General features: G+C 69.2%; 13 protein-coding genes. 1 reads left to right on the plus strand and 12 read right to left on the minus strand.

The features are described 5' to 3' along the window. Positions 1–184: 184 nt before the first annotated feature. Entirely contained in the window at positions 185–3,805 is a 3,621-nt protein-coding gene (locus tag EHF32_RS04930) for an OmpL47-type beta-barrel domain-containing protein (protein ID WP_161594059.1), read from the minus strand. Positions 3,806–4,062: 257 nt separating this feature from the next. Between EHF32_RS04930 and EHF32_RS04935 the strand changes: the two genes are divergently transcribed. Beyond that, entirely contained in the window at positions 4,063–4,503 is a 441-nt protein-coding gene (locus EHF32_RS04935; protein ID WP_137417087.1) for a GNAT family N-acetyltransferase, read from the plus strand. Between the two features lie 13 nt (positions 4,504–4,516). Here the strand turns inward: EHF32_RS04935 and EHF32_RS04940 are convergent, their stop codons facing one another. From EHF32_RS04940 to EHF32_RS04990, 11 genes are all read right to left on the minus strand, one after another. Continuing rightward, a complete protein-coding gene (locus tag EHF32_RS04940; protein WP_137417088.1) occupies positions 4,517–5,080 on the minus strand; it encodes an NYN domain-containing protein in 564 nt (187 codons plus the stop codon). A 65-nt stretch (positions 5,081–5,145) separates the two neighbouring features. After that, on the minus strand, positions 5,146–6,195 hold the full coding sequence (locus EHF32_RS04945; protein ID WP_137417089.1) for a zinc-dependent alcohol dehydrogenase family protein: 1,050 nt from the start codon (positions 6,193–6,195) through the stop codon (positions 5,146–5,148). Positions 6,196–6,204: 9 nt separating this feature from the next. Further along, positions 6,205–6,810, minus strand: a complete 606-nt coding sequence (locus EHF32_RS04950; protein ID WP_137417090.1) for a YdeI/OmpD-associated family protein — start codon at positions 6,808–6,810, stop codon at positions 6,205–6,207. A 44-nt stretch (positions 6,811–6,854) separates the two neighbouring features. Beyond that, positions 6,855–7,412, minus strand: coding sequence for a ribonuclease H family protein (locus EHF32_RS04955; RefSeq protein WP_137417091.1), 558 nt, complete (start codon positions 7,410–7,412; stop codon positions 6,855–6,857). 25 nt (positions 7,413–7,437) lie between these two features. Next, complete coding sequence (gene trhO, locus EHF32_RS04960) at positions 7,438–8,343, minus strand: oxygen-dependent tRNA uridine(34) hydroxylase TrhO (RefSeq protein WP_137417092.1); 906 nt, start codon at positions 8,341–8,343, stop codon at positions 7,438–7,440. Positions 8,344–8,360: 17 nt separating this feature from the next. Then, complete coding sequence (locus tag EHF32_RS04965) at positions 8,361–8,579, minus strand: SCO4848 family membrane protein (protein ID WP_137417093.1); 219 nt, start codon at positions 8,577–8,579, stop codon at positions 8,361–8,363. 19 nt (positions 8,580–8,598) lie between these two features. Beyond that, positions 8,599–10,092 carry an amidohydrolase gene (locus EHF32_RS04970; protein ID WP_137417094.1) on the minus strand — a complete coding sequence of 498 codons (1,494 nt, stop codon included), beginning with the start codon at positions 10,090–10,092 and terminating at the stop codon, positions 8,599–8,601. After that, positions 10,089–10,724 carry an FMN-binding negative transcriptional regulator gene (locus tag EHF32_RS04975; protein WP_192900694.1) on the minus strand — a complete coding sequence of 212 codons (636 nt, stop codon included), beginning with the start codon at positions 10,722–10,724 and terminating at the stop codon, positions 10,089–10,091. The genes EHF32_RS04970 and EHF32_RS04975 overlap by 4 nt, the downstream gene beginning before the upstream one ends. Positions 10,725–10,731: 7 nt before the next feature. Continuing rightward, a complete protein-coding gene (locus EHF32_RS04980) occupies positions 10,732–11,727 on the minus strand; it encodes an Fpg/Nei family DNA glycosylase (RefSeq protein ID WP_137417095.1) in 996 nt (331 codons plus the stop codon). Next, positions 11,727–12,272 carry a ribose-5-phosphate isomerase gene (locus EHF32_RS04985; RefSeq protein ID WP_137417096.1) on the minus strand — a complete coding sequence of 182 codons (546 nt, stop codon included), beginning with the start codon at positions 12,270–12,272 and terminating at the stop codon, positions 11,727–11,729. Before EHF32_RS04985 ends, EHF32_RS04980 begins: the two co-directional genes overlap by 1 nt. A gap of 37 nt (positions 12,273–12,309) precedes the next feature. Then, positions 12,310–13,503 (minus strand): ferrochelatase, encoded by a 1,194-nt coding sequence (locus tag EHF32_RS04990; RefSeq protein ID WP_443189856.1) that lies wholly within the window; start codon positions 13,501–13,503, stop codon positions 12,310–12,312. Positions 13,504–13,598: the final 95 nt, after the last annotated feature.

The following is a 13,598-nucleotide window of genomic DNA, read 5'->3' on the forward strand; positions in this document are numbered from 1 at the left end:
GCGTCACCGGCAAGCACACGCGCCCACTCCGGCCGCGCGATCGCGGCTGCGCGCAGTCCCAAGACGCCCCTCCCTGCCCGAGCGCCCCCGCCGCCGAGCGCGCAGGGGGCCGCCGCCCTCTTGGGCGACGGCCCCCTGCCTTCACTACCGGCACGCATGGTGAGCGACCGGGGAAGGTCGGCCGCTACGACGACGGGTTCGTGCGCCCGGTCCGCCGACGACGCCACAGCAGAACACCGCCGAGCGCGAACAGGACGGCGGCGCCGAGCAGGATCGCCCCGACCCCGGCCGCATCCCGCCCGGTCACTGCGAGAGAACCGTCCGATGCCGTCACCGTGACGGGCGTCCATCCGAGGACGGAGCCGTCGGCGCCGGCCACAGCCACGCGATGCGCTCCCAGACTCGTCGTCCCAGGTACGCTCACGGTCACGGTCCTCGCCGCGCCCACCGTCGCCTTCCCGAGGTAGGTCGGTGTCGAGAACAGCCAGACATGAACCTCGGTGCCCGGCTGGACATCCCCGAGCGTCAACGTCAGCGTCTCGCCCCGTCGCACTGTCGCCGGGCCGGTGACCGCGCCCCGTCGCTCCGCGGTCAGGTCGTCGGCAGACGGAGCGACGACACCCGTCGGGGCGGTGGGTCGCGTCGAGGTCGGCGACGGGCTCGGGGACGGTTCCTGCACGGCGGGCACTCTCACCGTCTGTGCGGTCTCGACGTTTCCGACGATGTCCACCGCTCGATATCCGACGACGCTCTCGCCGTCGCCGACCGTGACCACCTCGTCCAGACGCGACCACGCCCCCGCGTCACCGATCCGATACTCGATCCGGTCGACTCCCGCGTGCGCGTCGACGGCGGTCAGGCGCACGGAACGCGCCTCGGCGTCCACGGTGGCCGTCGTGACAGGAGCGTCGACGTCGATGGAGAAGGATGCGGTGCCTCCCGACTCCGCGACCGGCTCGCCCGCAACGCTGGCGCGGTAGTCGACGGTGTGGGCTCCGGACTCGGAGACCACCACCTCGTCCTGGTAGTCCGACCAGCTGCCGCCGTCGATCCGGTACTGGATGTCGGCCTTCGCGCGCTCGTTGAGCGCCAGGGCGACCGACACCGCCGTGGGATACCAGCCCGAGACCTGAGCGGCATCCGATCTCACGTCCGCCGAGACGACCGGGACCACCGCCGGCAACTCCTCGAGATCGGCGATCGCGCGATTCAGGGCCTGAGCCGGAGCATCGACCTCGTTCTGCGTCGACGGGCCCGCGACGGAGCTCGCCCACGTGAGCGCCGCCGCCACGCCCGCCCATGATGCATCGGTGTAGTCGCGGCGGTCCAAACCGGACGCCTCCCGGATGAGCCAGTCGAGGTCGCTCGTGTCCACGGCGACTCCGTCGGCGCTCAGCACATCGGAGAGGTAGAAGTAGTCGAAGTCGGCATGCCCGCCGGTCGTCTGCTTCGCGTAGCTGAACAGGCCGAAGCGCTGACCCTTGAAGTGCTTGGACTCCCACGACGCGCGCTTGGGTTGGGCTCCCCCGAGCGCGTTCCAGGTGACGCCGTCCCAGCTGTAGAGGAACCGGACGGTGTTGCGGTCCGCACCGGACTTCCGCATGTTCAGGTCGGCCTTCAAAAGCACCGTGCTCGTTCCGGCCGGAACGGCCACACTGGCGACGAAGTCCTCCGCTGTCGCGATCGACTCCTGGTCGGTGTAGTCGCGCACCGGACGGTTGACGACGCCGAGCGTGAACTGCCCGTTCTCCTTGGCCACGCCGATGTAACTCACCTGCCGGTTGTAGACGGCGAGCCCCGAGACGTCGCCATCGTTGAGCGCACCGAAATCGAGGCGGGTCTGAGCGGACGAGGCCGGGGCGAACGTACGCTGCGAGAGGGTGTTACGCGCCTCCTCGAAGTACGTCAGTTGATACTGCTTGTTCGCCTTGCCGGTCACGACGCGTCCGTTCGTGAGACGCAACCAGCCGTCGCGATCGGTCAGCGACCAGTATCTGTTGTCTGCGTTGTGCCCCCACTGCCAGGGCAGTGCCAGGTGGGAGCCGTTGTCGGCGCCCTCTTCGGCCGTGTAGTGATCGGGGACGGCTCGCGCTCCGACCATCGAGACATCGTCGACGAAGAAGATGTCGGGCACGGTGGCCGAGTCGACGGTCACGATCGAGACCTTGGCGTCGGCGACGTCCAGCTCCGCGGGAATCGTGAACTCACCGGAGACCTGCACGAAGGTCGTCGCGGCCGAGGCCGAGCCCTTCGGCACACTGGTCTGCGCCATCACATAGGAGTGGCCGTTCGTGTCGCTGAGAGTGAGTGCGAAGTTCGCCGGATCCACACCGGCGTCGCGATAGTGCACCCACGCCGAGACCGCGTACGTGGCCCCGCGCTGGAGAGTCGTCACCGTCTGCGACGCGCCGGCAGCATCCGTCGCTCGACCGTTCACCTTGAGCGACATCGCCCCCTGATGGCGCGTCGAGTAGCCGAGCCCGAGCGTCGTCCCGCCCAGCGACTGCCACGCCGTCGTACCACCCTCGATCGTCCCGTTCGAGATGTGCTCGCCACGGGACTCCGGCACAACGACCTCGGGCGCCGGGACGTTGGGATTGCCGAAGTCTCGAGGCGGGGCGTCGTTGTCGAAGCGATCGGAGGTCACGACGCTCGCAGACTCGGCCTTGCGCCGGTCTGAGGCGCTCAGGGTGACCGGCATCGGCTGCGTGCCGGGTAGCGGCACCTGGGAGCTTCCGTAGACGCCAGTTCCGAACACGGGCCACGCGTCCTTGTCAGCGGCATCCCACGCGACGGGCACGAGGACAGGAACGCGGCCGGTCGGGTAGTCATCGCCGAAGAGCAACGCCCACTGCGGCGTGGCGGAGTCGCCCGTGCCGATGAACCCGCCCTGCGCGACGAGGTTGGAGCCGACGGCGACACGCACTTCGTACGGATCGGAGGCCGCCGCGCCGAGCAGGCTCTTCGAACGCAGCACGATGGCCTGGCGTCCGTACTTTCCCCAGGCGATGCCGAGGACGTAGTAGTACCCGTTGATGTACTCGACCTGGTTCCCCTCCCAACCGCCACCCATGGCCTCCGAGGTGCTCAGACCGGTGTTGTTGATGGCGGTGGTCGTGGTCGCCGCGACGCTGTCGCTGATGACGCTGTGCAGATCCGGACTCATCTGGGCGATCTGCATCGACGAGCTCCCATAGACGATGTACGGGGTGTCGCCGTCGAAGAAGATGTTCGGATCGTGGAAGCTGCGGTTATAGCTGTGCTTCTCCCACTGCCCCTTCTCGATGTCGGTGGTCGTGAAGAGGTACGCATGACCGTTGTTGTTGCTGTTCATCAGCGCATAGAACGTCCCGTCGTGATAGCGCAGAGTGCTGGCCCATTGACCCTGGCCGTACGCGCTGTAGCCGTTGCGCAACGCGTTGGTGTCGGTGATCTCCATCACGTCGTAGACATAGTTGACGATCTCCCAGTTCACGAGATCGTAGGAACGCAGAATGGGGGCGCCAGGGGTGAGCTCCATGGTCGTCGAGATCATGTAGTAGGTGTCCCTGCTGGCGCCCGCGGTGCCGGCAGGCACACGGATCGTTGCGACGTCGGGGACGTCGGATCCGATGATGGCGTTCGTGAACGTGCTCTCCGTGGTCTGGGTCGACGTGAAGCTCTTCCCCTGGCCCGACCAGGGGTCGTCGTCCGCGGCTCTCGCCGCAGCCGTGCTCACGACCGCGCCGGACACGGTGGTCGCGACAGCGGCGCTCAGTGCTGCCACTCGGGTCAGGAGGCGTCCTGCACGCTTTCTCGGGTTCATGATCGTCACTGGATGTCTCCCCTTCCGCGCATCATCGCGCCGCATCGCGTCGCCGTCCGGGCGCCACGATCAGCCGCCGTACCCAGGTCCCGCCGCGGCGGCCGTGGGACCGAACGACCTGTGTTCGGTGGGCGACGCCTGCATGTTAGCGAGAACATTCATTCAAGGGCAAGGTCCTCTCTGACATATGTCGGCCAGAGGGAGGCACGCGGTCCGACGCACGCGTCGTTCCGTCCGGCCGGCTCTAGGCTGGTCGGATGCTGGAGATCCGCGCCGTCCGCACCGAAGACCTCGCCACCTGGCTCGACCTCTGGCAGGGATACCTGAAGTTCTACGAGACCGAACTCACCGACGACGTCACCCGGTACGCCTTCGATCGCATCATCGATCCCTCATCCGGGCTCGACGGCGCGATCGCCTGGCAGGACGGTCGCGCGGTCGGACTGGTGCATTGGCTGACGCATCAGGCGACCTGGTCCAGGGACGATTACTGCTACCTCGAGGACCTCTTCGTCTCCCCCGACGCACGCGGCTCCGGCGCAGGCCGATCGCTCATCGGCCACGTTCGGAACTGGGCGAAGGATGCGGGCTGCACCAAGGTCTACTGGCTGACGGCGGAGACCAACACCCGCGCGCGGGTACTGTACGACCAGGTCGCGACGCGCAGCGGGTTCATCCACTACCAGCTGTCGCTCTGACCCGGCGCGACCTTCACGAGCGCAGGAACTGCGTGGGATCGAACTCGTCGATCGGAATCACGCGGATGCGGGGCAGGGGCGCGTCGAACGCCTGCGCGTCGTACTCGATGTCGAAGAAGGTGATTCCGCCGATCGCCGCGTAACCGGTGTTGCGGAACTCGTTGAAGGCGAGCACTCCCACTCGCCGCGATCCGTCGGCGAGAGGTGCGAGATCCTCCACGAAGTCGCCATCGTGGCTGACGAGCACCACGTCGTCGTCACGCTCACGCAGCGCCCGCAGAGTGCGCTGGATGGCGATGTCGACGACCTTCGCGTCCGCAGGGCCCGACAGCGGGACCGGCTCGAAGCCGAGCGCCGTCAGAGCCTGGACGAAGGTCATCGGCAGGTTCGTCGACGCGTTCAGGAAGAAGAGCCCGCGCGCGTGCCCTCCCCAGGTGCGCTCGACGAAGGCCAGGAGGCGGTCCCAGCGCGGACGCTCGTCGGGCTGCGGGCGGCGACCCAGGATCGAGCCGCCCAGGGTGGCGTCGATGTTCTCACCGTCGATGAGAAGCCAGGTCGTCGCCTCTGCCTGAGCCATCGTTTCGTCTCCTGTCTCCACCGACTCGCTCACTCCCCCGCCCGCCGGGCGCACCACGCGTCGGCTCACGGACGCAGCAGCACCTTGGTCGCCCGGCGCTCGTCCATGGCGGCATAGGCATCGGCCGCCTCACGAAGCGGGAGTTCGAGGTCGAACACGAGGCCGGGTCGGATCGCGCCCGAGCGGACGTCGGGCAGTAGCTCCTCGATGTAACCGCGCACCGGTGCCACACCGCCGTTCACACCCACGTTCGACCCGAACATGGTGCGTACGGGCAGCTCGGGTCCGCCGTTCGGGACACCCACGTAGCCGACCATCCCGCCCGGGCGTGTCGAGCGCAGGGCCTGGTCCATCGACTCCTTCGTGCCGACGCACTCGAGGACGCGATCGGCGCCGATGCCGCCGGTCAGTTCGCGCACCTTCTCGATGCCCTCCTCGCCGCGCTCTGCGACGATGTGCGTGGCACCGAACTCGCGCGCCAGCGCCTGCCGTTCGGGGTGACGAGACATCGCGATGATCGTCGTGGCGCCGAGTCGCTTCGCGGCGATGACCGCGCACAGACCGACGGCACCGTCGCCGACGACCGCGACGCTGTCGCCGGAGCCGACTCCTGCCGACACCGCGGCGTGGTGGCCCGTGCCCATGACATCGCTCAGCGTCAATAGCCCCGGAATCTCGTCGGGCTCCACCGGCCCCGGAACCACGGCGAGGGTGCCGTCGGCGAGGGGCACGCGCACGAACTCGCCCTGACCGCCATCGGCGAAGCCGTCCTCGCGCACATCGCTCCCCCACCATCCGCCGTTGAGGCAGGAGGTACTGACGCCGTTGCGGCAGTTGACGCAGGTACCGTCGCACACGTAGAAGGGCGCGATGACGAAGTCGCCGGCGCGGACGTTCTCGACGGCGTCACCGACCTCCTCGACGACACCGACGAACTCATGACCGATGCGGTGGGGACGCTCCGTGGGCGTCACGCCTCGGTAGGGCCACAGATCCGAGCCGCACACGCACGCGGCGACGACGCGGACGATCGCGTCGCGCCCCGTGGACAACTGCGGTCGCGGGACCTCTTCGACGCGGATGTCACGGGCGGCGTGGATGACGGTTGCGAGCATGATCCGAGCCTACGTGAGCCGGGGGCCACGCGGCTCCCCGAGCGGATGCGGGGTCCTCCCCTCGGCGAGCATCCCGACGAGCCGCGCGACCCGCCCCGCCCGCGCCGACGGCGTGGCCGTCACCACCCGGTGCAGGATCGCGTAGCGGTTCGTCGCGTCCAGGCGCGCGAACAGCTCCGCCGCCGCGGGCTGAGCGGCGAGAGCCGACAGGAGGTCATCCGGCACCTCGATCGTGGCCGAGCCGGCGTACGCGCGTTCCCATCGCCCGTCGTGTTTGGCGCGGTCGATCTCCGCCTGCCCGCGCGGCCGCATCCGTCCGGCCTCGATCAACGCGGCCACGAGAACGAGGTTGCGCTGCGACCAGAGCGACGCGCGACGCCGAGGCGTGTAACGCTGCAAGAACGTGGCGTCATCGCGCCCGCGCTTCTGACCGTCGATCCACCCGCTGCACAGCGCCTCGTCGAGAGCACCGTCGTAGCCGAGGGTCGTCGGCTCGGTCGTGCCTTTCTTGGCGAGCACGAGCCACACTCCGTCGTCGTCGTACTCGTGCTCGTCGAGCCACGCGCGCCATGCCGCGGCATCCGCGACGATCAGCGGGTTGTCGAGGGTGTGCACCGTCCCATCTTGGCGCGCGTCGGCCGGATGTGCGAGAGGTGTGCTCAGCGGGCGCGGTCGCCCGCGCTGCGCGGCGGGTCCACACTGACGTCCAACGGCTCCAGCCCGCGCAGCGACGTCCACACGAGCTCCTCGCCCTTCGCAGCATGGTGCGATGCGCGGACGGCGCGCTCGTCCGCCCAGCTGTTGAGGCGATGTCCTCGGTGTCCGCGGACGTGTTCGAGGACGACGTCGGGGAGCCCGGCCGCACGCCGCGCGTCGCGCACCTCGATGAGTTGTTCGAGGATGTCGCGGTTGGCCGTGGGCTTCTTCGCCGACGTCACCCAACCGCGACGCGCATGACCGTCCATCCACTTCGTGTAGGTGTCGATCGCGTACATCGAGTCCGCCTGCACGATGAGCTCGGGCACCTCGAAATGATCCCGGATCGCGTAGAGCAGTCCGAGCAACTCACCGATGTTGTTCGTGCCGCTCGGAAGCGAGCCTGCGGCCCACTGGCCGTCCTCGCCCACCCACGCCCAGCCCGCGGGCCCCGGGTTACCCTTGCAGGCCCCGTCGGTCGCAACGGTGTAACGGGAGGGCACGGCGTCAGTGGAGGACATCCCTCCATCTTCTCAGGCGTTCTGTTCAGCCCGCCAGGAGGTTCGGATGGCGGCCGCACGCCGTGCTGCCCTCGCACGCTTCGCAGCGCACCACGCGATCGGGGCACCCCACGACCGCGCAGTCGATCATCCGGGAGGTGGGTGCGCCGCATCCGGTGCAGCGGGCGATGTGCTCGGCGTCCGCGCCGAAGGTCATCGCCTGCCTTCCGTCGAAGACGTAGAGCGACCCCTCCCAGAGACCGGTGTTGCCGAAGGTCTCGCCGTACCGGACGATGCCACCGTCGAGCTGGTAGACCTCCTGGAAGCCGCGCGCCGTCATCAGGCTCGAGAGCACCTCGCACCGGATGCCGCCCGTGCAGTACGTGACGATCGGCTTCTCCTTCAGGTGGTCGTATCGTCCGGAGTCGAGTTCCGCGATGAACTCCCGCGTCGTGGAGACGTCGGGCACCACGGCGCCGCGGAAACGTCCGATCTCGGCCTCGAATCCGTTGCGGCCGTCGAAGAAGACGACATCCTCGCCGCGTTCCTCGATGAGCCTGTGCACGGCGCCGGGTGTCAGGTGCGTACCGGTGCCGACCACGCCGCCCGTGTCGACGCGCAGTTCGTCGGGAGCGCCGAAGGTGACGATCTCGTCGCGCACCTTCACCGAGAGCTTCGGGAAGTCGAGGCTCCGCCCCTCGTGGTCCAGCCCGGTGCCCTCCGACCACTTCAGGTCGAGACCGCGGAAGGGCTCGTACTGTCGCGTCTTGCGCGCGTAGGTCTTGACCGCGCCGAGCTCTCCGCCGACCGTTCCGTTGATGCCGTGCCGCGAGATGAGGATGCGGCCGCGCAGCCCGAGCAGCTCACAAAGATCGCGCTGCCACAGACGCACGGCCTCGGGATCGGCGATCGGGGTGAACCGGTAGTACAGCAGGATCTTCGAGATGGCCACCGAGACAGCGTAGGCGCTCAGCCCGCCACGAGCGCCCACACCGCGGCGCCCGCCGATACGGCAGCCAGGACGAGAGCGGTGCCGATCAGCACCGCATGGACGATGAGGAACCGCGTCGGGCGTCCCGCGGCGTCGCGCGCCCGCGCATCCTTCGCCACACGGCCGTAGAAGCGCGGCCAGACCACCACGTTGTAGACAGCGTTGACGAGCAGGAGGACGGCGAGCAGGACGAGCATGTCCCGAGCGTAATCGCGCTCAGACCACGTGCGTCACACGTGCGTCCACGATCGTGCCCACGACCTCCATGTCCCGCAGGGCCGTCGACTCCCCCATTCGCGGGTCCGCGGCGAGCAGCGAGAGATCCGCGCGCTGACCGACGGCGATCGTGTCGGGATCCGCGGAGCCGCGATGAGTGGATGCGGCGAGGGCGACGTCGACGGAGACGGTCTCCTCGGGCGCCCACGGCTCGCGCCCGCCACGCGTGCGGGAGGCAGCGGCAGCGATCTGACGCCACGGGTCGAGCGGCGAGACCGGGGCGTCCGATCCGAAGCGGAGATCGACTCCCGCGGCCCACAGTGAGCGCAACGGATACGCACGAGCCGTTTGGGTCGCCCAGATGCTGTCGGTCAGATCGCGGTCGTCGAGGGCGTGCTCCGGCTGCACGCTGGCCGTCACGCCGAGTCGAGCCATGCGCGGCATGTCGGCGGCAGCCACGAGCTGCGCATGCTCGATGGTGCCGTGCGCACCGGTCGCCGCGTACGCGTCGAGAGCATGACGCAGCGCGTCGTCGCCGATCGCGTGGATCGCGCAGTCGAAGCCCGCCGCCGTGGCCCGCGTCATGACCTCCCGCAGATCGTCCGGTGCGATGGTGAGCAGCCCGTGCGGGTGCGGCCCGTCGGCGTACGCGACCGAGCAGGCCGCCGTCCGGGTTCCGAGCGACCCGTCCGTGATCGCTTTGAGCGGACCGACCGTGATGAGACCGTCATCGTCGCCGCGCAGCGCGTCGCCGCTGCGCAGACCCGCAGCGATGGCGCGATCGAGGAGGTCGGGGTAGACGCCGAACTCCACGCGCAGCTGATCGAAGCCTGCCGAACGTCGTCGCTGCCACGAGGACTCGTTCCACACCATGTCGAGGTCCACGACACCCACGACGCCGCGCGCCGCTGCGGCAGCGGCCATGGTCGCTACCGCAGCATCCGAGATCTCGTCGGGGAGCTCATTGAGACGCCGCGACATCTCGAAAGCCGGCCCCTCGCGCAGGACCCCGTCGTCGGCCGCGACGCCTTCGCGGGCGAGTGCTGCGGAATTGAGCCACACGCTGTGCACATCGGCGTTGATGAGGTAGGTCGGGATGTCTCCGGTCGCCGCGTCGAGGACCTCGAGCGAGGGTGCGTCTAGCCAGAACGCGTCACGGAATCCGGTGCCCACGCGCCGACCGTCCACGCCCGGGGCCACCCGTCCCATCCGGGCCGCCGCATCCGTCGCCGAGACCGCGTCGCCGAGCGGCTCGCGCAATGCGGCCAAGGCCCACTGCGTCACGTGCACGTGATGATCCCAGAGACCCGGGATGGCGAAGGCGCCGTCCGCGCGATGCACGACGCCTCCCAAACGAAGCGCCCCGGCCGGCGCAATGTCGGCGATGCGCCCGTCGCGCAGGACGATGTCGTACACCTCCGCTCCCGGCAGGAGCTCGGCACCCGGTCCCGCGATCCGCACGTCCGCGACCGCGTCGATGCGTGGCCGGGTCATGCCTCGCGCCGCGCGCGCCGGGCGCGGGCCATCTCGTCGGCCAGCGCCGGGTTCATGTGGGGCCCGTCGGCGCGCAGCATGTCGACGATGTGATCGACCACCTCCGCCGGCCGGTTCTGGCTCAGCTTCCGCTTGGCGACCACCGAGTTCGGGGTGAGCCGGAAACCGACCGTGCCCCGCTCGAGACGGCGCACGAACTCCGCGTCGTTCGGACGCTCCCACATCCGGCGCGGGGTCGGCATCGGCGACTCGAAGCGGTCGACGAGACGGTCGAGCACCCGCAGGTTCTCCTCGGTGCCGAGCAGCTCAGGAACGCCGCTCAGATGCGCGGCCACGAAGTTCCACGTGGGCACCGCCGGCGCATCGCCGTACCAGCCGGGCGACACGTAGCCGTGCGGGCCCTGCACCACGACGAGGAGCTCGCGCTCCCCCAGAGCGTGAATGGCGTCGTCGGGCTTGCCGACGTGCGCCACGATGCTCAGGTCGTCCCGCGTGTCATCGAGCAGCACCGCGTAGTGCGACGCGACGAGACCGTCGGGCCCCGCGCTGACGAGCGTCGCCCACGGATTGTGCTCGATGAGCCGCCGGATCTCCGCGACGTCGGTCATCGCGAAGCTCGGATTCTGTCTCACCGCATCCTCACTTCTGGCACACCGGGCACCAGTACAGCTTCCGTGCGCCCATCTCCTCCAGCACGATCGACGTGCCGCTGATACGACAGGGAAGCCCCGCACGGTGGTAGACCCAGTGCCGGTCGTCGCGATGGGCCATCGCCCGGCGCCACGCGTCGGGGGTGAGGTCGTCCATCGTCATCATCTGGCCGGTCTCGACCCCGATGCGCAGCAGCTTCACCCAGTCGCGCCACAGGCCGCGGACGACCTCCTCGGGCACGTCGCGCCCGGGGGTGTGCGGGTCGAGGCGGGCGCGGAACAGGAGCTCGGCTCGGTAGACGTTGCCGATCCCGCTGACGACGCTCTGGTCCATCAGCAGGAGACCGATCGGGGTGGGCTTGCGCCGGACGACGCGGGTGAAGCGCTCCTCCCCTTCGGTCACGTCGTCGACGAGGGGATCCGGGCCGAGCTTCGCGATGACCGCCTGCACCTGATCGGGAGTGAGCACCTCGCACGCGGTCGGCCCGCGCAGATCGGCGCAGGTCGCCTCGGTCAGCAGTCGCAGCCGCACCTGACCGACGATCGGGGGCGGCCACGTCGCGTCGGTGTCGTCGAGTCCCGACGTCTGCTCCGACATGCGCACGTGTCCGCGCGCCTTTCGAGGCGCACCGATCGAACTCAGCGAGTTCTCGCCGGCGGCATCCACAATGCGCTCCGCATCGGTCCCCCGCTGGTTCGTCTGTCCCATCCGACCGTTGGCGGAGGCGATCGTCGGGTCGACGAGGATCTCACCCGAGAAGTCCCAGGCACCGTACATCCCGAGATGCACCCGCAGCCACAGATCCCCCTCGAACTCGAGGAACATCTGCTTGCCGACGGCTCGCACCGACAGCGCCTCGCGACTGTCCAGCAGCGCCGCACCCTCGGCGAAGCGACCCTGCGGGCTCGAGGCCCGGACCCGGTGTCCGACGACGTTGCGATCGAACTGCCGGGCGATCCGATGGACGGAATGACCTTCGGGCATCAGCCCGCTTCCGGGTCGAAGCTACTGGACGCGTCGTCGAGCACATCGGGGCGCGCGACACCCGCACGCGGGTCGGGAAGAAGGGAGCCGTCACGCTCGAAATCCGCGATCTGCGCGATGCGGCGCACGTGGCGCTCCTCGTCCGAGAACGGCGTGGCGATGAAGCGATCGATGAAGGTCGTCGCCTCCTCGAACGTGTGCTGACGCGCGCCGATCGCGATGACGTTCGCGTCGTTGTGCTCGCGCGCGAGCTCGGCCGTCGCGATGTTCCACACCAGCGCCGCCCGGATTCCCGCGACCTTGTTCGCCGCGATCTGCTCGCCGTTGCCGGAGCCGCCGAACACGATGCCCAGCGTGTCGATGCCGGCCGCCTGATCGCGAACGACCGCCTGAGCGGCGCGGATGCAGAACGCCGGATAGTCGTCGACCGGGTCGTATTCCAGGGGCCCGTGGTCGACGACGTCGTGACCGGCTTCGGCGAGATGGTGCTGCAGGCGCGTCGAGAACTCGAGGCCGGCGTGATCCGTGGCGATGTGGATGCGCATGATGCTCATCCTAGGGACGCGCGGACCCGCCCCGCACTCACGGGGCGATGCCGGCGGCTGCGGGCTTGAAGCCCGCCCTGATGTTCTCGCAGCAACCGGGGCGGCACACGTCGAACCATGGACCGAGCGACGTCCGGTGCGGACGCTGATCGGCCGGAGTACCGGCGAGTCGCTCCTCGATCAGATCCACGAGTCCCGACACGTATGCGGGATCGATGCCGGGCGTCGGTGTGCGGACGGCACGGATGCCGACCTCCTCCGCCGTCTCCATGGCCTCCGTGTCGAGGTCCCACAGAACCTCCATGTGGTCGCTCACGAAGCCGAGGGGCACGATCGCCACGGCCGTGACCCCAGCCGCCGCGAGTTCCGTGATCTCGTCGTTGATGTCGGGCTCGAGCCAGGGCTGGGATGCGGGACCCGAACGCGACTGGTAAACGAGCTTCCATCCGATCTCCGGCGCCGACTGCGCCATGACAACCTCCGCGACCGCCAGGTGCTGGGCTTCGTAGGCGCCGCCGGGGCCGAAGTCGCGGTCCCGCGGGCCGGAGCGCTGCGCGTCGGCGGTCGGAATGGAGTGCGTCGAGAACAGCACGCGGATCTGCTCGGCCGGCACGCCCTCGGCGAGGAAGCCCGAAACGGCCTCGCTCACGCCTTCGATGAACGTCGACACGAATCCCGGGTGGTCGAAGAACTGACGCACCTTGTCGATCGTCACCTGCCCGCCCAGGTTCGTCGCGTCCAGGACGCGGGCGAAGTCCTCGCGATACTGGCGACAGCTGGAGAACGAGCTGTAGGCGCTCGTCGCGACCGCCAGCAGGGTCGTGTGACCGGCCTCCGCCGCCTCCTGCACGGCATCCTCCAGGTACGGACCCCAGTTGCGGTTTCCCCAGTAGACCGGCAGCGCGAGACCACGGCGGGCGATCTCGGCCTCGAGCGCGGTCTTCAGCGCGCGGTTCTGCGCGTTGATGGGGCTCACGCCGCCGAAGTGGCGATAGTGGTGCGCCACCTCCTCCAGACGTTCGTCCGGGATGCCGCGCCCGCGGGTGACGTTGCGCAAGAACGGAATGACGTCATCCTGCCCCTCGGGCCCCCCGAACCCGGCGAGCAGGACGGCGTCGTAGGCGGTGGGCTGCTCGACCCAGGGCGGACCGCTCGCGGCGTGTGCCGATGCGAAGGGCACAGGGGTGCCGGGCGTCTCGGTCTGGAGAGGGGTCTGTTCAGGGGAAGTCACGCCAACATCCTCGCACCGTGCGCGGATCGAGCCGGAGCGATACCGCCGATGCGCAGCAAAACCGTAGGCTGGAGGTCTCGCCCGTGTCGCCAGCA

This window comes from Microbacterium sp. RG1, from assembly GCF_005347485.1.
GTDB lineage: Bacteria > Actinomycetota > Actinomycetes > Actinomycetales > Microbacteriaceae > Microbacterium > Microbacterium binotii_A.